General features: G+C 45.0%; 12 protein-coding genes. 8 read left to right on the top strand and 4 right to left on the bottom strand.

Annotation, left to right across the window (positions count from 1 at the left end):
• Positions 1–98 precede the first annotated feature (98 nt).
• The 7 genes from ELZ11_RS23890 (at position 99) to fabV (ending at position 13,691) form a co-directional block, all read left to right on the top strand.
• Positions 99–6,047 carry a beta strand repeat-containing protein gene (locus ELZ11_RS23890; RefSeq protein ID WP_137358013.1) on the top strand — a complete coding sequence of 1,983 codons (5,949 nt, stop codon included), beginning with the start codon at positions 99–101 and terminating at the stop codon, positions 6,045–6,047.
• A 119-nt stretch (positions 6,048–6,166) separates the two neighbouring features.
• Positions 6,167–7,534, top strand: a complete 1,368-nt coding sequence (locus ELZ11_RS13855) for a pilus assembly protein TadG-related protein (RefSeq protein WP_137358014.1) — start codon at positions 6,167–6,169, stop codon at positions 7,532–7,534.
• A gap of 15 nt (positions 7,535–7,549) precedes the next feature.
• Positions 7,550–8,047 carry a TadE family protein gene (locus tag ELZ11_RS13860; protein ID WP_137358015.1) on the top strand — a complete coding sequence of 166 codons (498 nt, stop codon included), beginning with the start codon at positions 7,550–7,552 and terminating at the stop codon, positions 8,045–8,047.
• Positions 8,044–8,478 (top strand): TadE/TadG family type IV pilus assembly protein, encoded by a 435-nt coding sequence (locus tag ELZ11_RS13865; protein WP_137358016.1) that lies wholly within the window; start codon positions 8,044–8,046, stop codon positions 8,476–8,478. Before ELZ11_RS13860 ends, ELZ11_RS13865 begins: the two co-directional genes overlap by 4 nt.
• A 794-nt stretch (positions 8,479–9,272) precedes the next feature.
• On the top strand, positions 9,273–9,902 hold the full coding sequence (psrA, locus tag ELZ11_RS13870) for a TetR family transcriptional repressor PsrA (protein ID WP_167494693.1): 630 nt from the start codon (positions 9,273–9,275) through the stop codon (positions 9,900–9,902).
• A 67-nt stretch (positions 9,903–9,969) separates the two neighbouring features.
• Positions 9,970–12,252, top strand: a complete 2,283-nt coding sequence (locus ELZ11_RS13875; protein WP_137358018.1) for an acyl-CoA dehydrogenase — start codon at positions 9,970–9,972, stop codon at positions 12,250–12,252.
• Positions 12,253–12,488: 236 nt separating this feature from the next.
• Positions 12,489–13,691 (top strand): enoyl-ACP reductase FabV, encoded by a 1,203-nt coding sequence (fabV, locus tag ELZ11_RS13880; RefSeq protein ID WP_137358019.1) that lies wholly within the window; start codon positions 12,489–12,491, stop codon positions 13,689–13,691.
• An 89-nt stretch (positions 13,692–13,780) separates the two neighbouring features.
• Here the strand turns inward: fabV and ELZ11_RS13885 are convergent, their stop codons facing one another.
• A complete protein-coding gene (locus ELZ11_RS13885) occupies positions 13,781–15,463 on the bottom strand; it encodes an aspartate:alanine antiporter (protein WP_137358020.1) in 1,683 nt (560 codons plus the stop codon).
• Positions 15,464–15,646: 183 nt separating this feature from the next.
• Entirely contained in the window at positions 15,647–15,910 is a 264-nt protein-coding gene (locus ELZ11_RS13890) for a GrxA family glutaredoxin (RefSeq protein ID WP_137358021.1), read from the bottom strand.
• 390 nt (positions 15,911–16,300) lie between these two features.
• Between ELZ11_RS13890 and ELZ11_RS13895 the strand changes: the two genes are divergently transcribed.
• On the top strand, positions 16,301–17,560 hold the full coding sequence (locus ELZ11_RS13895) for an iron-containing alcohol dehydrogenase (RefSeq protein ID WP_137358022.1): 1,260 nt from the start codon (positions 16,301–16,303) through the stop codon (positions 17,558–17,560).
• A gap of 68 nt (positions 17,561–17,628) precedes the next feature.
• On the opposite strand, the gene ELZ11_RS13900 is transcribed toward ELZ11_RS13895, so the two are convergent.
• Both ELZ11_RS13900 and panP read right to left on the bottom strand, forming a co-directional pair.
• A complete protein-coding gene (locus tag ELZ11_RS13900; RefSeq protein ID WP_137358023.1) occupies positions 17,629–18,483 on the bottom strand; it encodes a MurR/RpiR family transcriptional regulator in 855 nt (284 codons plus the stop codon).
• 325 nt (positions 18,484–18,808) lie between these two features.
• Positions 18,809–20,455, bottom strand: coding sequence for a pyridoxal-dependent aspartate 1-decarboxylase PanP (gene panP / locus ELZ11_RS13905; RefSeq protein ID WP_137358024.1), 1,647 nt, complete (start codon positions 20,453–20,455; stop codon positions 18,809–18,811).
• Positions 20,456–20,531 lie beyond the last annotated feature (76 nt).

Raw genomic sequence — 20,531 nt, forward strand, 5'->3', positions numbered from 1 at the left:
AGGTGTGAGCTAGATTTAACAGATGCGACAAATGTAGTCAGCGCCTTGCGTGCGCCCTACAGAAAGGGGTTGTCGTATGGGTTATAGGGAAAAAGATTATGAAGCTCACAAACCTAACAATTCTTGCCCATGCAAATGGTGCAGTGGTTCTCGATTCACAAGGGAACATGCGACGACTTGAACCAGGTGAACAGCCTGGGCCAGGTGATCTATTGGTGGATCTTGGGGAAGGCGCGGCTGGTGAAACTGATATCAGCGCCCAACTATTTGATGATCAACAGCAATCGACAGACATCGTATTGGATGATGTGATTGGCCAGCTAATAGAACAAATAGAACAAGGTGTCGATCCTACTCAACAAGGTGAAGATTTCGCGACAGCTGCTGGTGGGCAAAACGGGTCTAGTCTAACTGGGTCTGGAGATATTGAAAGGACAGGAGCGGAAACGCAGGCATCAACAGATTTTGAAACACAAGGCTTGGAGTCTCAAGGGCTTTCAAGTACGCAAAGTCTAGCATTGGTCGCGATTATTGCTCAGGCATTGATTTCAGGGGTGACAATAGTCAGTGAAGATGAAACTGATGCGCCTATTGTTACTGGCGGGGTGCTAACGGTTGATGATCCCGATGTGACTTTTATTCCGATAATCGATGCACCAGGTGACAATGGTTTTGGTACTTTCTCAATTGATGCAGATGGTAACTGGACTTTCACCGCGAATGAAGCTTTTGACGAATTAAGGGTCGGAGATACCAATACGGATTCTATTGAAGTCACTACGTCGGATGGTACCACTCAAGTCATTACCGTTAACATTAATGGTACTGATGACGTGCCGACACTGCAGCCTGATTCTGGTGAAGTGCAAGAAGACTCTGATCTAAATGGTAATAACTTAATCATAAATGGAACGTTAGCTCCCGGAGTAGGCGGGGATGCCGGAGATGAGTTGTTTACTGCTGACGTTATCGAGGGAGAGTTCGGAACACTAACTGTTAACTCAACGGGCGACTGGGAGTACATTGCGGATAATCAACAGTCAGACATACAATCCCTCGATGATGGGGAATCCATTGACGATGTATTTACTGTTGTAAGTGCGGATGGAGTAACCGAAACCACGGTGACCATCACGATTAATGGGGCGGATGATCCTTCTGAAATCAGCGCTGGAGAAGGGGACAGCGATACTGGTAGCGTCACCGAAGATGTCGGTGTCGATGAAGAGTCCAATAACCTTGAGACCACAGGCTCACTCACCATCACCGATCCCGATACCAGCGACACGCCAGCGTTTAATCCAACGGGCGTCTTTAAAGCCGAGGGTTCAACCAATGGTAGTGCGCTGGGTGCGTTGACCATTACCGCCGATGGCGATTGGACGTACACAGTCGATAACGACTTGGTGCAATACCTAGACGACGATGAAACCGTCACTGAAATCTACACCGTGAGCGCCACTGATGGCACCACCAGTGAAGTGACCATCACGATTAACGGGACGGATGATCCTTCTGAAATCAGCGTTGGAGAAGGGGACAGCGATACTGGTAGCGTCACCGAAGATGTTGGAGTTGATGAAGAGTCCAATAACCTTGAAACCACAGGCTCGCTGACCATCACCGATCCCGATACCAGCGATACCCCGGCGTTTAATCCAACGGGCGTCTTTAAAGCCGATGGCTCAACCAATGGCAGCGCGCTGGGTGCGTTGACCATTACCGCCGATGGCGATTGGACGTACACAGTCGATAACGATTTGGTGCAATACCTGGATGACGATGAAACCGTCACTGAAATTTATACCGTGAGTGCCACCGATGGCACCACCAGTGAAGTGACCATCACGATCAACGGGGCGGATGATCCTTCGGAAATCAGCGTCGGAGAAGGAGACAGCGATACTGGTAGCGTCACTGAAGATGTGGGTGTCGATGAAGAGTCCAATAACCTTGAGGCCACTGGCTCACTCACCATCACTGATCCCGATACCAGCGATACGCCGGCGTTTAATCCAACAGGCGTCTTCAAAGCCGATGGATCAACCAATGGCAGCGCGTTGGGTGCCTTGACCATTACCGCGGATGGTGATTGGACGTACACAGTTGATAACGATGCAGTTCAATACCTAGATGACGATGAAACCGTCACTGAAATTTATACCGTGAGTGCTACCGATGGCACCACCAGTGAAGTGACGATCACGATAAATGGGGCTGACGATCCTTCTGAAATCAGCGTCGGGGAAGGGGACAGTGATACCGGTAGCGTGACCGAAGATGTCGGTGTCGATGAAGAGTCCAATAACCTTGAGACCACTGGCTCACTGACCATCACCGATCCCGATACCAGCGATACGCCTGCGTTTAATCCAACAGGCGTCTTTAAAGCCGATGGCTCAACCAATGGCAGCGCGCTGGGTGCGTTGACCATTACCGCCGATGGCGATTGGACGTACACAGTCGATAACGATTTGGTGCAATACCTAGATGACGATGAAACCGTTACTGAAATTTATACCGTGAGTGCCACCGATGGCACCACCAGTGAAGTGACCATCACGATCAACGGGGCGGATGATCCTTCGGAAATCAGCGTCGGAGAAGGAGACAGCGATACTGGTAGCGTCACTGAAGATGTGGGTGTCGATGAAGAGTCCAATAACCTTGAGACCACTGGCTCGCTCACCATCACAGATCCCGATACCAGCGATACCCCGGCGTTTAATCCAACGGGTGTCTTTAAAGTTGATGGTTCAACCAATGGTAGCGCGTTGGGTGCACTGACCATTACCGCCGATGGCGATTGGACGTACACAGTTGATAATGACTTGGTTCAATACCTGGATGACGATGAAACCGTCACTGAAATTTATACCGTAAGTGCCACCGATGGCACCACCAGTGAAGTGACCATCACGATTAACGGGGCTGACGATCCTTCGGAAATCAGCGTCGGAGAAGGGGACAGCGATACTGGTAGCGTCACCGAAGATGTCGGTGTCGATGAAGAGTCCAATAACCTTGAGACCACAGGCTCACTCACCATCACAGATCCCGATACCAGTGATACGCCAGCGTTTAATCCAACAGGCGTCTTTAAATCCGATGGCTCAACCAATGGTAGCGCGCTGGGTGCGTTGACCATTACCGCCGATGGCGATTGGACGTACACAGTCGATAACGATGCAGTTCAATACCTAGACGACGATGAAACCGTCACTGAAATCTACACCGTGAGTGCTACCGATGGCACCACTAGTGAAGTGACCATCACGATAAATGGGGCCGATGATCCTTCTGAAATCAGCGTCGGAGAAGGGGATAGCGATACCGGTAGCGTCACCGAAGATGTGGGTGTCGATGAAGAGTCCAATAACCTTGAAACCACAGGTTCACTGACCATCACCGATCCCGATACCAGCGATACGCCTGCGTTTAATCCAACAGGTGTCTTTAAAGCCGATGGCTCAACCAATGGCAGTGCGTTGGGTGCCTTGACCATTACCGCCGATGGCGATTGGACGTACACAGTTGATAACGATGCAGTTCAATACCTAGACGACGATGAAACCGTCACTGAAATTTATACCGTGAGTGCCACCGATGGCACCACCAGTGAAGTGACCATCACGATAAATGGGGCGGATGATCCTTCTGAAATCAGCGTCGGGGAAGGGGACAGCGATACTGGTAGCGTCACCGAAGATGTCGGTGTCGATGAAGAGTCCAATCACCTTGAGACCACAGGCTCACTCACCATCACCGATCCCGATACCAGCGATACGCCTGCGTTTAATCCAACGGGTGTCTTCAAAGCCGATGGATCAACCAATGGCAGCGCGTTGGGTGCCTTGACCATTACCGCCGATGGTGATTGGACGTACACAGTCGATAACGACTTGGTGCAATACCTAGACGACGATGAAACCGTCACTGAAATTTATACCGTGAGTGCCACCGATGGCACCACCAGTGAAGTGACGATTACGATTAACGGGGCGGATGATCCTTCTGAAATCAGCGTCGGAGAAGGGGACAGCGATACCGGTAGCGTCACCGAAGATGTGGGTGTCGATGAAGAGTCCAATAACCTTGAAACCACAGGTTCACTGACCATCACCGATCCCGATACCAGCGATACCCCGGCGTTTAATCCAACAGGCGTCTTTAAAGCCGATGGTTCAACCAATGGCAGTGCGTTGGGGGCGCTTTTGATCACGGCTAACGGTGCTTGGACATACACGGTCAACAACGATTTAGTACAACATCTTAATACTGGAGAAACAATTACTGAGTTGTTTACAGTGACTTCCACAGATGGCGTAGAGCACGTAATCGAAATTACGATAAACGGTACCAACGATGCTCCGGTTGCAACAAGCTTCAGCGTTGATGCATCGGGAGATACACATATTTGTGAGGATGAAGAAGATGATGTGATCGTAGACGCCTTAGACGACGATGACGACGACGATGACGACGATGACGACGACGATGACGACGACGACGACGACGACGATGACGACGACGATGACGACGACGATGACGACGACGATGACGACGACGATGACGACGACGATGACGACGACGATGACGACGACGACGATGACGACGACGACGACGATGACGATGACGATGACGATGACGACGACGATGACGATGACGATGACGATGACGATGACGATGACGATGACGATGACGATGACGATGACGATGACGATGACGATGACGACGATGACGACGACGACGACGACGACGAAAACATCCACTATTGTGGCGTTGAGACAGCCATTACGTTTAATTCTTCAATAGCAGCGCAAGACCGCATCTCAGATATTGAAGATGATCACAATGGATTAGACCTACATATTGTGATTAAGGAACTCCCTGCGACGGGTACATTACTATATACAAATAGTGACGGTGTCACGCGAGAGGTTGTGGAAAGTGACGTAACAGATGCAACGCAGTTTGACCACTCTGGTATTAGCTATGTAGCGGGAGCAGGGGACGAATTTGTATTAGGTATTAAAGAAGAGCCTAGTGAAGACACTCCAATGTCGGACGATGGTTTCTACAACTGGGGTGAAGCGGTATTAGGTACCGGTGGTATGAAGCGAGAAATTGAGCTGACAAATGGTAACTCGGTCTTTGTTGAAATTGAAAACTCCAATAGCAAACCTCTTAAACAATATGAAGGAGGTAAACCGCACGTTGGATACGGAATCGGGGATGCGGATGGCAATGGGATTAACGCCAAGGAAACTTTAATTGTTGATTTCGAAGAGAACCCTACCGCAGAGGTAAGATTCGGTTTAGATGGCGTTGGCGGTGCCTTTAATGCCAATAAAGCGAATGAGATTGTAGCGACGTTTTATTTCGTTGATGGAAGTTCTGAAGAGGTAGAGTATGAGAAACCAGTAGGAGATGTTGGTAATACTAATATTTTCTATGAGTTTACCTTTTCATCACCAGGGCAACTCATTGAAAAAGTGGAGTTTTCGAATTCTAAAGGAGGAAATTGGGAGCTCAGATACATCGCTGGTGATTTAGAAGTAACAGAAGATAGCTTTGATTATCAAGTCGTTGATTCTACGGGTGAAGTGAGTAGCGTCGAGACGGTGACCTTAGATGTAGAAGACGCTATCCCTTATCAAGTCATTAGCGATCCGGAATCGTCAGACTTTGAAGCGACGCTGGGTAACGACCTTCTTATAGGTAACGCAGAAGATAACATTTTTGAGTGGTTGGACTCTTCTATTGATAATAGCGTTGATGTTGTGAAGGAATTTTCAGTTGGCGAAGATCTTATTGATTTAACAGAAATTCTAGATTCAACCGATAGCGACTCGATAGATGACCTGATTCCTGAAATAGACGCTGAACTACAAGATGATAATTTAGTAATGAGCTTTGAGCATGATGGTGGTGAGCAAACCATAGTACTAGAAGACGTCAGAGATCAGCTTAGCGATCATATCGTTGACGATAGTTTGGATAACCTCGCGGCATTAAGTGAAATCTTGAAAAATGATGCCGCTTGATGGCATAGCAAGCTAAGGAAGAGCCTCCGTAGAAGGGGGCTTTCTGTTCAAAGGACTGGAGGAAAATATGGCCTTTTTGGACTAAGTTTGTATTAGGCTAATTTTTACTAAGCTGCTCTATGCAACCAAAGATATCGAATCAAAAGGGACTTATAAGCGTATTCTTTACCGTTGCCTTTCTGTTTTTAATTGGCATGGTTGGACTGGCGATTGATACAGGTCTGGCATTTTCAGGTGTACGCCAAGCGCAAACTGCTGCCGACTCAGCAGCGCTAGCTGGTGCGTTTGAACGCTACTATGGTCATACTGATGCAGATGTTCAAGGATACGCTTTGTATGAAGCCGAACAGCATGGCTTTGAAGATGGCGTCGACAACGTGAAAGTTTCGGTTAATTCTCCCCCCACTAGTGGCTACTACTCCGGTGATAGTGGTTTTGTTGAAGTCGTGATCACTCACGATATCTCTACCGTCTTTATTAAACTTCTCGGTCATAATCAAATCAATTATTCAGCACGTGCTGTTGCCAATGGGGTAATCCCGAGTAGTGCTTGTGTGTATGCACTGGGTAATAGTCATGAAAAAGCGCTTCACGTTTCCAGTGGCTCTGAACTTGTAGCAAATTGCGGTATCCACGCCAATTCCACTAACAATAGCGGATTGTATGTTGATAGTGGTTCCAAGGTTGAGGGTTCGAGTGTGGATGTGGTGGGCGGCGCTCATAAAAGTGGCAGTACGATTTCTCCTGAAGCCAACGAAGGAGCCGCCTCGGTTAGCGATCCGTTAGGCAGTTTGGCTGCACCAAGCTTCACCTATGGCGACTGCGACTATCATGGAAGTAGTAAAGGTGGTGGTATTTATGAGCCATATGAGGTTGACTCACAGAAAAAGACGATATACCCCGGAAATTATTGTGGAGGCATTTTCGTTAAAGGTGATGCTGAAGTCACAATGGAACCAGGCACCTATATATTACAAGGTGGAGGGTTGGTTGTTGATGGCAGTGATGCAGAGCTTACTGGTGATGGGATATTCATCTATAACACTTGTGCTAAAAAAGCATGCAGTAACTATGGAAGTAGCTATGACAAAGAAGAGTTTAACCCGTTGGAGGTGAAGTCCTCAGGGACTTTAGAACTAGCGGCATGTAGTCAAGCAAGCTCAACGAGCTGCGAAAGCTTAATCGAAGACGATTTTGAAGATATCTTTTGGTACACAGATCAAGATGCTCCAGAAACATCTAAGCCTCAAGATGACCCTGTCAATTCGATAAACAGTAGTGCAAGCGCTGAATTTTCAGGTGTATTTTATGCGCCGAGTCAGTACTTAGATATTTCCAGTAATACTGATGTTACAGCATCTAATGGCGTGTTTATTACCAAGTATTTGTTGGTGGCGAGTGATTCCTCATTGTCTGTGACACACGATTCGAACTCACCAGGTTTAAGTGGTTCATCACCATATAGCCGAATTAGTTTAGTCGAATAGAACAAAGGAGTTGTTATGGCTAGGAAGGCAAACAATCAATCAGGTTTTGCAGCGGTTGAGTTAACCGTTGTTACTCCAATTTTGCTTGTGCTCTCACTGCTCGCGGTTGATTTTGGGCGAGTAATGTACGAATCAATAGTGACGACGAGTGCCGCCGCATCATCTACGGGATATGGCTTCTTTTATGCCAGTGATGTGGAAAAAACAATGGATCAAACTGCTATGTCTACCATCGCTAAAAAAGATTCCGCCAGTTTGAATGTGAAGAGTGGGCAAACCGATGCAATTACAATCGTGACTGAAAGGCTGTGCCGTTGTTATGACTCCAGCGTGTTTAACGGCGGTGGTTCCTTAGGTGAACCAACGGCTGCAGTGTGTTCCCAGACATGCAGTGGAGAAAAAGAAGTTTATATCCAAACTTCCGTTACAAGGAATTTTTACAGTACCAGTAATTACTTACACATACCTGATCAAGTGACCATCACTAGGTTGGCGAGGTACCGTGCACAATGAAACCTTTTCATTTTGGCTTTAGGCAAAAGCGCTCAAAAAATCGTGGCTTAGCGATTGTTGAATTTACCATCGTGGCAACCGTCTTTTTATTTGTATTGTTTGCGATTGTAGAAGGTGCACGCTTTATCTATTCCAATGGCGTAGTGACTCATTATGCCCGAGAAGGCGCTCGATATGCTTCCGTCAGAGGGGCACAAGCGGCAACGGATACATTAAGAAAAAGCGATGCCCCGGCGACAGAGACCAGTGTGGGCAATTACGTGAATCAAAGCATACCGCTTCAAAGCGTGACAACAACGGTGACCTGGTCTCCAGACAACTCGTTAGGGAGTGAAGTGTCAGTCACGGTAAGCTATGAATTTCAATCGCTATTAACCATTTTTAATTCTGTGACCATTTCGAACAGCGCAACCAGCATCATTTACTTTTGAACAATCAGCACAAATTCGCTGTATTTAGTTCTCAGCTCTCTGTGTCAGTGTCGTGACATTGAGATACCTACGTTACCTTCGCTTCGGCTGCGAAGTGAAAGTTCATCACCAGACACTTTCCAATCCTTAATTCTCCAATGGGCAGTTTTTGCTAGTGAGCGTTTTCTTCAACGCTGGGCTAGCAGGTAACGTTTTTTTGTTGGCTAAAGCGATACGAGTGAAAGTCAAATTTTCGGGCTCGCAATCGAAGCCCCATTCATTGAATGAAAGTGGCAATACCTGTTTGAGTTAAGTATTCGAACTGAGGTGAGGCGGAATTAACCTTATGGGTCAGTCCTCTTTAGCTTGGGCTAGACAACTTAATTGTGTGTTCATGGAACATTCAATTCAGCATTCTCTAGTGTTTTAAAACATCTTTTCAATTGTTGATTAAATACACGTGTTAGCCCAAAAAGTGGCAAAAAAAAGCCCAAACCAAGTCGGTTTGGGCGGATACAAACATAGGAGTTAATTTAGAAAAAGCAGCGTTGGAGAGACAGATAGAAACAAGTTTGACGGCCTGTTAAACCTCTAAATGCTCTGCTCTCTACACTAAGTGAGACTTACGTTTATCCATTCAGTTCCATCGAAAATAAACTTTTTTCGTATTTAATTTCAAATTCATACAATTCAAATGTTTATGGCGTACAACTGTTAACTGGTACGACCAATGTTCAAAAGTGTGATGTTAATTGCTTGTTAATTAAATGTTCTATGCGTATATTTCAAACAGTTGTTTAATACGAGTGATTAAAATGGCACCAAGAAGTAGCACTAAGGAAAAGATTCTAGATGTCGCGGAAGGCTTGTTCGCAGAGCATGGCTTCAATGACACATCCTTAAGAACGATTACAAGCAAAGCGAATGTGAACCTTGCCTCTGTTAATTATCATTTCGGCGATAAAAAGACGTTGGTAAGAGCGGTACTTGATCGCTACCTAGAAGCGTTTATGCCAGCTCTTCAAGATGCGCTAGTCACACTCAATTTGAACGAAGACTATCAAATGGAAGACGTATTCGAATCGCTACGTGCACCGCTTCGCTCACTTAACGATGTGAGACCGAACGGAACGAGTCGTTTTATGTTGTTAATTGGCCGAGGGTATACCGATGTTCAAGGTCACTTACGCTGGTTCATAACGACTCGTTACAGTGATGTACTCAAGCTGTTTACGGATTCTGTTCTAAAGGCTAACCCTAAGCTGACGCCTGAGCTTCTATTCTGGAGGCTTCACTTCACCTTAGGAACTTGCGTTTTCACTATGGCTTCAAGCCAAGCATTAGCAGAAATCGCAGAAAATGATTATGGGAAAAAAGTAGACGCAAAAGCAGTGGTCGACCTACTCATCCCTTATTTGTCTGCCGGTGTATCAGCAGGCGACTAAACTTAAAAATATCAATAATAAATACAAAATTGTCACAACCAAAATAGTGAACAAAAGGATCTGAACTATGAGCTCTCTACGACAAAAATGGGTAAGCGACCCTGCTTTTAAATTCTTTAAAAAAGTATTACCACCGCTTTCTAGTACAGAAAAAGAAGCGATGGAAGCAGGTAGCGTATGGTGGGATGGTGAGCTTTTCTCAGGTAAACCAGATTTTACGAAGCTACACCAATATCCGGCTCCACAATTAACGGCAGAAGAACAGTCGTTTATGGATAATGAGCTGGAAACCTTACTGGCAATGTTAGACGATCATAAGATCGTGAAAGAAGACCGCGATCTTCCACCAGAGGTTTGGGAATATTTACGTAAAGAACGTTTCTTCTCGTTAATAATCTCAAAAGAGTACGGTGGTCGTAACTTCTCGTCTTTAGCTAACTCGACCATTGTAACTAAGATTGCAACTCGCAGTATCAGCACTGCAGTTTCGGTTATGGTTCCTAACTCTTTAGGCCCTGGTGAGCTTCTTTCTCACTACGGTACTCAAGAACAAAAAGATTACTGGCTGCCTCGCTTAGCTGACGGCACAGACATTCCATGTTTCGCACTAACGGGCCCAGAAGCGGGTTCAGATGCGGGTGGCATTCCTGACATCGGTACAGTTTGTCACGGTATGCACGAAGGCAAAGAAGTACTCGGTATCCGTCTAAACTGGAACAAGCGCTACATTACGTTGGCACCAGTCGCAACGGTTCTTGGTTTAGCATTCAAACTTCAAGATCCAGACAAGCTACTTGGGGATAAAGAAGACATCGGCATTACATGTGCGTTAATCCCAGCTGATCACGAAGGTGTGGTTATTGGAGAGCGTCATGACCCGCTAGGACTAGCATTCATGAATGGTCCGACACGTGGTAACGATGTATTCATTCCAATGGAATGGCTAATTGGTGGACAAGATTACGCAGGTAAAGGCTGGCGTATGCTAGTTGAATGTCTATCAGCAGGTCGTGGTATTTCATTACCAGCACTTGGCACTGCAATGGGGCATCTAACAGCGCGTACAACGGGCGCATATGCTTATGTTCGTAAGCAGTTTGGCATGTCGATTGGTAAGTTTGAAGGCGTGGCAGAAAGCTTAGGTCGTATTGGTGGTTTAACTTATCTACTTGAAGCGACTCGCACACTTACGACAACTTCACTGGATATGAAAGAGAAACCGGGCATCGTAACGGCAATCGCTAAATATCACATGACTGAAATGGCGCGTACCATTCTTAATGACTCGATGGATATCCACTCTGGTCGTGCGATTCAAGATGGACCTATGAACTACCTTGTGGCTCCTTACCTAGGTATTCCGGTAGCCATTACAGTAGAAGGCGCGAATATTCTTACTCGTAACCTGATGATCTTTGGTCAAGGTGCAACTCGTTGTCACCCGTACGTACTGAAAGAAATGGAAGCGGCAGCTAACCCTGATGAGAAAGAGGGCGCGAAAGAGTTCGATAAGCTGTTGTTCAAACATATCTCTCATGCAACGAAAAATACCTTCGGAGCATTTGGTGCGGCATTAACTGGTTCTCGCTTTATCAAAGCCGAAATGAGTGGGCCAACTCAACGCTACTACAAAGACCTTACTCGTTTAAGCCGTGCATTAGCCGTAAGTGCGGACTTTGCAATGCTTACACTTGGTGGTGAGTTGAAACGTAAAGAGCTTATCTCTGCGCGTTTAGGTGATGGCTTAAGCTACCTATACATGGCTTCTGCAGCGCTTAAGAAATACGAAGATGAAGGTCGTCAACAGTCTGACCTAGATTACGTACATTACGCTGTTCAACACTGTTTGCACCACGGAGCGAAATCGCTTCAAGAAGCGTACAGAAACTTCCCAAGCAAAGCGGTTGGCGGTCTATTGAAAGGCCTAATCTTCCCTGTTGGTAATCACTTCGAGAAACCAAGTGACAACCTAACGATGAAGATTGCAGAAAGCATTATGACTCCAGGTGCTCACCGTGAACGTCTGACTCACCTATGTTATGTAGGCCAAGAGGATGATGATAGCGTCGGCATTATGGAAAAAGCATTTGTGGCAATGTACGAGATTAAAGGCCTAGAAAGAAAGCTTATGCGCGCAGCTAAAGAAGGCAAAGTGGCGAGAAAAGGGCTTCTTGAAGACAAATTGGCTCAAGCATTAGAAGCAGGTGTACTGACTCAATCTGAAGTTGACCAAATTGTTGAAGCTGACAAGCTTCGCTACACCGCGATTCAGGTTGACCACTTTAGCCACGATTTCAGTGAAACTCTGACTCGTAAAGAGCTAAAGCCAAAGTTAGATAGTGTCGCTTAGCTCACTACGAACTAATCTAACTCTCAATGACAGACTAAAAAGGCACCGATAATCGGTGCCTTTTCTATTTTTTAGGCTTAGAAAAGTGACTTAACTAAAGTGAAAATGCAAAGAATGAAACTAAAAAGACGAATAGTGCTCCAACCACTTGCAAAAACACGACTATTTTGAAGAAATTAGATGCCATTTGTAGATGAAACTTTTATCCTACGAAAGATTTTTTAAGGAAGTTGAATATGATCATCAAACCTCGAATTCGCGGATTCATCTGTACTACAACACACCCTGTTGGTTGTGAAGCGAACGTAAAAGAACAAATTGCTTACACCAAAGCTCAAGGCCCAATTGCTAACGCACCAAAACGCGTGCTAGTGGTTGGTTCTTCAAGTGGCTATGGTTTGTCTTCTCGTATCGCGGCTGCATTTGGTGGCGGCGCTTCGACAATCGGTGTTTTCTTCGAGAAAGCTGGCACTGAGAAAAAACCAGGCACAGCTGGTTACTACAACTCAGCGGCTTTCGATAAGCTAGCAAAAGAAGAAGGCCTATATTCAAAGAGCTTGAATGGCGACGCTTTCTCTAACGAAGCTAAGCAAAAAACGATTGACCTTATCAAAGAAGACTTAGGTCAAATCGATATGGTGGTTTACTCACTGGCGTCTCCAGTTCGTAAAATGCCAGAGACAGGCGAAGTAATTCGTTCTTCTCTTAAGCCAATCGGCGAAACTTACACATCTACCGCTGTAGACACAAACAAAGATGCGATCATCGAAGCAAGCGTAGAGCCTGCGACAGAAGAAGAAATCAAAGACACTGTCACAGTTATGGGCGGTGAAGATTGGGAACTTTGGATCAACGCACTTTCTGAAGCTGGCGTACTTGCTGAAGGCTGTAAAACTGTAGCTTACAGCTACATCGGTACTGAGCTAACGTGGCCTATCTACTGGGATGGCGCGCTAGGTAAAGCTAAGATGGACTTAGACCGTGCAGCAGCAGCGTTGAACGAGAAGCTAGGCCAAACTGGCGGTACTGCTAACGTCGCTGTTCTTAAGTCTGTTGTTACTCAGGCGAGTTCTGCAATTCCTGTAATGCCGCTTTACATCGCAATGGTGTTCAAGAAAATGCGTGAAGAAGGCATCCACGAAGGTTGTATGGAACAAATCTACCGCATGTTCAGCCAACGTCTATACAAAGAAGACGGCAGCGCAGCAGAAGTAGATGATGTTAACCGTCTACGTCTTGATGATTTAGAGCTACGCGACGACATTCAAGAGCATTGTCGTAACCTATGGCCTCAAATTACTACTGAAAACCTGAAAGAACTGACTGACTACGTAGAGTACAAAGAAGAGTTCTTGAAGCTATTTGGTTTCGGTGTTGAAGGTGTGGATTACGAAGCAGACGTAAACCCAGCTGTTGAGTTTGATGTAGCAGACATCTAATACTAAACACAGACACTTGATACAAAATAGGCGCTCATTGAGCGCCTATTTTTTTATCTGAATTTCTATATTAATTGGCTTTAAGTTTGTCAGTTTAAAATAATGATGAAGGTACCCGCTAGGGTCATCAATATATTGGCTATCGCATAAGTCCCCGCGTAACCGAGAGCGGGAATGGTTGATTTCGCATAGTCGTTTACTATGTCCATAGCCGGAGCACAAGTACGTGCACCAATGATGGCGCCAAACAGTAACGCACGGTTCATTTTAAGCACGTAAGCGCCTACAAGATACGCAAACATTACAGGAAGCACACTGACCACTAATGCTATGCCCAGAACTTGAGGGCCGACTTGTGTGAGGTGCTCGAACATCTTGCCACCTGCACTTAAGCCGATACCAACCATAAAGAACATCAAGCCAAGATCCTTAACCATGTTGAGGGCACCTTGAGGGACGTAGCCAAATGTTGGGTGGTTCGCTCTTAAGAAGCCAAGGGTAATGCCAGACAGCAGCAGGCCGACAGCATTACCTAGACCAAATGATACTTGGCCAAAGGTCATGGTGATCAAACCAAAAAGAATACCTAAGATAAAGAAACTACAGAACGCCATTAAGTCGGCCATTTGACTGTGAATCGAAATGAAACCGATTTTTTCAGCAAGCCCGTGTACACGACTCTTCTCGCCACTTACCTGTAGTACATCACCTTTCGCCAATACAATGTTGAGATCCATCGGCATTTCAATTTGGGCTCGGACTACACGGTTTAGGAAACAGCCGTATTCAGATAGGTTTAGGTCTGAAAGGCGTTTGCCCGCAATGTTATCGCTCTTTACTACGATTTCTTCTTCAACGATACGCAAGTCGAGCAAATTACGGTCGAATACTTCTTTACCGTTTCTAAAGCTTGGATCTAGACGTGCGTGGCTATCTGGAAAGCCAACTAGCGCTATTTCGTCGCCTTCTTGAAGAATGGCATCCCCATCCGGATGGGCTAGGATACCGTTACGACGAATACGTTCAATATAACAACCTGTTTGACGATAAATGCCTAGTTCTCGAAGGTTTTTGCCATCAGTCCAGTCGATAAGCTCTTGCCCAACACGGTAAGCACGGATTATCGGCAAGTAGACTTTACGCTGACTAGATGTTCCTAAACCACGTTCTTGTGCAATTTGTTCGGCTGAATCATGCAGGTTTACCTTCTGCAGTTTAGGCAGTAAACGGGCGAACATAATCATGCTGATCAGGCCAACCAAATAAGCCATTGCGTAACCAACAGAAAGGTTTTCGATTACTAGGCTGATATCCATATTGCGTGGAACGCTTGCAAGCCCTGAGTTCAAAGCGTCTTGCGCACCAACTAAGATTGGCGTTGCGGTTAATGCTCCTGCCATCATCCCTGCGGATAAACCAAAGTCTAACCCTAAGTAGTGACTGCTGAAATACGTTAGCGCGATTGCAGTGGTGAGAACTACTAAGCTTAAGATGAGATAGTGCTTGCCATCGCGGAAAAAGATCCCGAAAAAGTTAGGGCCAGCTTCTATTCCGACACAATAAATGAACAGCATGAAGCCAATCGTCAGTGCATCTGCGTTGAACGAGAAACCTAAGTGCCCCATAACAAGAGAAGTGATTAAGACACCAATTGAATTTCCAAGTTGGAGGCTACCAAAGCGGATTTTACCGATAGCGAGGCCAATAGCGAGGACTACGAAAATAAGAAGAATAGGGTTTTGCTCAAGCAAAAATACAACGTCGATGTTCACAACTGTGGCTCAATATATTGTGCGAAGGACAGAAAGGATGAGTGGTGAATTGTATCGGAATCTTACAAAAAGATAAGCGTTATTTTGGCTTTTTACTAGGAATTGACTTTTATTTTTTGCGGCCCAAACAAAACGGCCTGCATTCAAAATGCAGGCCGTTAAATTTGCTATTTAATCGATAAATTAATCGAATAAACCTAGGTTTTCTTTCGCGTAAGCTTCGAAATCATCACAGCCGCCGATATGGTCTTGGTCTACGAAGATTTGAGGAACAGTTTCAACTGGCTTACCAACTGTTTTTTCTAGATCAGCTTTGCTGATGCCTTCAGCATGGATGTCTACGTAACGGTAGTTGAAATCATCACGCTTAGCTTTAAGAGTTTCAGCGTGTTCTTTTGCACGAACACAGAATGGGCAAGCAGGACGACCAAAGATAACTACAAACATTTTATTTCTCCAAAATACATGATGAGGGAACTCGATGTGGTATCACTTTATCAGCCCCAAACTTTCTTGAAACCAACTATGCCTCAATGAGTTTCGGAAATAAAGTAGGATTTGCCTCTTAATCCAATAGAGAAAACCTATCAGTTGAAATATTAAACATTTGGCTAAACGATAGAATGATTTCACGATGATTACAGAAGTTGTGACGCGACTTTCGACAAAAATGTGAATCAACACGTAGTATTAAAAGACTGTCAAATTAGTATGTTACAAGTTGCACTCTGTCGAAGTATTAAATCGTAGGATAGGGCAATTTGTTATTGAGTATTTTGATTTCAACCGAAGAGTCAGTTGTACCGTTTAGTTTAGACGGGTAAGGGAGGGGCTTTCATGTTTCAGTTTATGACTTCAACACGGATAGTGTTTGGTGAGGGTTCGCTAATACCATCGCTAACCGCACTTAACCAGTTTGGTTACAGTGTGTTGCTAGTGACAGGGCAAAACTTAGATAGAGCAACGAAAGTGATCGAGTTTTTAGAGGCTCAGTCAATGCGCTATCAACATATGGTGATAAGCGGTGAACCAAACATCAAAATTATCGAGGAAGCCGCCATTTCTGGTCGGCGTTTTAACCCGGATATGGTGGTCGCATTTGGAGGTGGGAGTGCCATAGACACGGGTAAAGCATTGGCCGCAATTATTCCGAATCAAGGCGATGTATATGATTACGTTGAAGTCGTTGGGCGTAATGTTCCGCTGAAAACTAAACCGCTTCCTTTTATCGCGATTCCGACCACGGCTAGCACAGGCGCAGAAGTGACAAAAAATGCGGTTCTGAAATCGGGGCAAGACCAAGTTAAAGTGAGTTTGCGTAGCCCAGAAATGTTGGCTGATTTAGCTATCGTTGACCCTGAATTGACTTACGCAACCGACGCAGCCACTTCTGGTAGAGGCGCTATGGATGCGTTTACCCATTTGATGGAAGCATATGTTTGCGGTGACCCGAACCCACTGACGGATATGATCTGTGAAGAAGGTTTGCGTCGACTCAGTCGTTCAGTCATCTCAGCATGTCTTGATGATGACCATCAAGCGAGAGCTGATTTATCATTTGCAGCGATGTTGGGCGGCATGGCAATCACAAATGCTAAATTAGGAGCTGCGCATGGTTTAGCGTCAGCGCTAGGGGGCAAACTGAATGCACCGCATAGTGTAATTACAGGCCGATTAGCACCTTATGTTATGCAGGAAAATATTAATGCAGCATCGGAAGCACAACAGAGCGAAATACTTGCGCGTTACCGAAAGGTGTCACAGATAGTAACCAATGACCTCAATGCATCCATTATGGATGGAGTTACTTGGATTATTAAAACACTCGATTGCTTATCGATACCTACTTTGACCAGTTATGGGTTAAATCATGCAATGTTTGATGAGGTGGCCGAAGACGCATTGAAGTCGGTAGCGATAAAAGGAAACCCGTTGCCGTTAACGTTTCAGAGATTGACGCATATATTAGAACAAGTGACGAGTGAGGTGGGCGAGCAAACGGAAGTTAAAGAGCCTTCAGAGTCTAAGCTTTCCGTCATCAATTCTTATGCGGCAGAGAATGTTGTCACCGAGAAAGGTAATAGTTGGACAATTTAGCGTTGTAATGAATCTTAAGCGTACAAAGAAAGACAATAAAAAACGGAGCTGAATAGCTCCGTTTTTTATTAGAATTGCGAGTACTTTTCGTATCGAGAATCTTTTAATGATTCCTTCACACGTTTCAAGTTTTCTCTGAAGCCAGAACCACGGCGAAGAGTAAAGCCTGTTGCCAGCACATCAATAACGGTCATCTGAACCACGCGGCTTGCCATCGGCATATACACATCAGTATCTTCAGGGACATCTAAAGAGATTGATAAGGAACTTGCTTTATCAAGAGGCGAATCTTTTGCAGTGATCGCGATAACCGTTGCACCGTTTTCACGGGCTAAGTTAGCCACTTCTACTTGGCTCTTTGTACGACCTGTATGAGAGATCAATACAATCACGTCGTTATCACTACAATTGATACAACTCATACGCTGCATCACGATATCTTCAAAACAAGTAATTGGAATATTAAATCGAATAAACTTATTCTGCGCATCTTTTGCGACAGCTGAAGATGCACCTAATCCGAAGAAAGAGATACGTTTTGCTTGTGTTAACAAATCAACAGCACGATTGATTTGCATTGCATCTAAGCTATTTTTAGCCACATCCAAACACGCCATTGTTGATTCGAAAATCTTGTGGGTGTACGCGTCTGGGCCATCGTCTTCTTCAACGTTACGGTTCACATAAGGTGTACCGTTGGCCAAGCTCTGTGCTAAGTGTAATTTAAAGTCTGGAAAACCTTTAGTATCCAAACGGCGGCAAAAGCGGTTAACAGTTGGCTCACTTACATCTGCCATTTTGGCTAGCGTAGCAATGCTAGAATGGATAGCAGTCTGAGGAGACGCCATAATCACTTCCGCGACTTTGCGCTCTGACTTACTAAAGTTTTCTAGGTTTTTTTGTATTTTTTCTAATGTATTCATAGTGTTCACGAGGGTATAGAGAACAACTTGCTAATTAATATCAAACCTACCGGGGGAGGGAGGAATAAAAATAGTAGAGAAAACTATCGATTCCCAAAAGATATAAGCTAATCAGCACCATAAGGTTAGTATAAACCTAACTAAAGGTTCGCTAATACTAAAAGCCTAGAAGAATGCGTGAGAATATGACAAGCCTCAACAAAATTTTAGAAAACTACAGAACTGAAGGTTAAAATCTAAACTATTGGTTAAAACTAGCGCAGGAATGACGGGTTAGTTACACCAAAACGAAATAAATTTTCAGTATGGTGCAACTAAATTTGAGTTATTTGGACGTGATATTGTCTACAAGTTGATGGATTTTCTTCATCAATTTTGGTGCCAGCTGAGCAACCTCTCTTTGCTCCGCAAGAACGGAATCCAAAATATCGTGGCCAGTAAGTGGGTTGGCAAGAACCACACGGAATACGATGATGTTTTGACGATTCCATCTATCAGGATTCAGGCGAGTACGGGAAACAAATGATTTACCAGTTTCACGCTGCTTCTTTTGAATAAACTTGGTTAGCTCGTTCAAAAGTTCGTTTAGCTCTTCTTTTTGTACTTTGTCCGCTTGGTTTAACGCTGCTTTTACCACTTCAGGAACATAGCGGTAAGTCAGTAAACAAAGTTCAGGCTCGCTTACTAACTCGAAATCTTGTTGTTGCTCGATTAAGTCGGCAAAGTAGCGCGCTTTATTAATGCTCTGGTCGATAAGAAGCTCGTAACCTGGACGGCTAATGATATGCATACTTGCGTAAACCAGCATTGCCATTCCAGAGCGCGAACCTTCAAGTGTATGACTACCAAGATCTTTCGAGCCTTTTCTCAAAATGTATTGTGCGTGGTGTTCAATAGCTGTCATGGCGTCTGGTTGCTTGAATAACACCATGCCTGCTCCCATAGGGATATACAGCTGTTTATGTGCATCGATAGTTACTGAGTCGGCAAGCTCGATCCCATCAAGTAAATGACGGTGATTGTTCGACATTAAAGTCGCACCACCCCATGCTGCATCGACATGGAAATGGCAATTGAATTCTTGGCAGATCTTAGCGATATCCGCTAGAGGGTCGATATTACCAGTTTCAGTTGTGCCAGCCACACCAATCACCGCAAACGGTTTGATGCGTTGCTCATTCAACTGTTGGATTTTTACTTTAAGATCGGCAGGGCAGATTCGGTTGTTACTATCGGTTTTAACCGACACCAAACCTTCTTGGCCAATTCCAAGTACGTCAGCTGCTTTTTTAAGTGAGTAATGCCCACGTTCAGACACAAGAATAGCTAGGCCTTCGTAGCCATAGTGCTTCATTGCTTTGAAGAGGCCTTCTTTTTCTACCCCTTTAAAGTCACCTTGTGCTTTCAGTGCGTTATTTCGAGCAACCCATAGTGCAGTGATGTTCGCAATGGTACCACCGGAACAAAACGCACCAAGTGAGTGGTTAGCGCTGTGCATCCATTTAGAGTAAAAGGTGTCGTCTTGTTGGTAGATTAAGCGATGAAGCATGCCGAGCACTTGGCGCTCAAGAGGAGTGAAAGCCTTTGAGGTTTCAATCTTTACTAAGTTCTGATTGAGGGCAATCATGATCTTAGATAATGGCATCAAGAAGTAAGGCAGAGCCGAGGTCATATGACCAATAAAACTCGGCGCTGACGTATGGACGGAGTGAGACACCAAAGAATCGAGGAGATGTTCTGTGTGTTCAGATACAAATTCAGGCTGCTCTGGGATTTGAGCATTTGAAAAGTCTTTTTCGATCTCTTTGAGAGGCTTTTCTTCAGCAACAATATGCTCGCGCAAAAACTGATTTAGGTTCTGCGAAAGTTTGTCTTCGATTTGGGTCAGTGTTGAGTCTGGGCCTTCCGGGACTGTGAAGATTTTTAGAAGGCTTTCGAAATTGACATCAGCTGTTTTTTGTTCCGTTACCATAGCAAGCGATTTATTTTTCTAATATTGACGCGAGCGGAACAATCTAAACGAAAACGGGAACAAAGTCCCGTCTTAA

It is taken from the genome of Vibrio profundi, from assembly GCF_005281835.1.
In the GTDB taxonomy this organism is placed as follows: Bacteria; Pseudomonadota; Gammaproteobacteria; order Enterobacterales; family Vibrionaceae; genus Vibrio; species Vibrio profundi.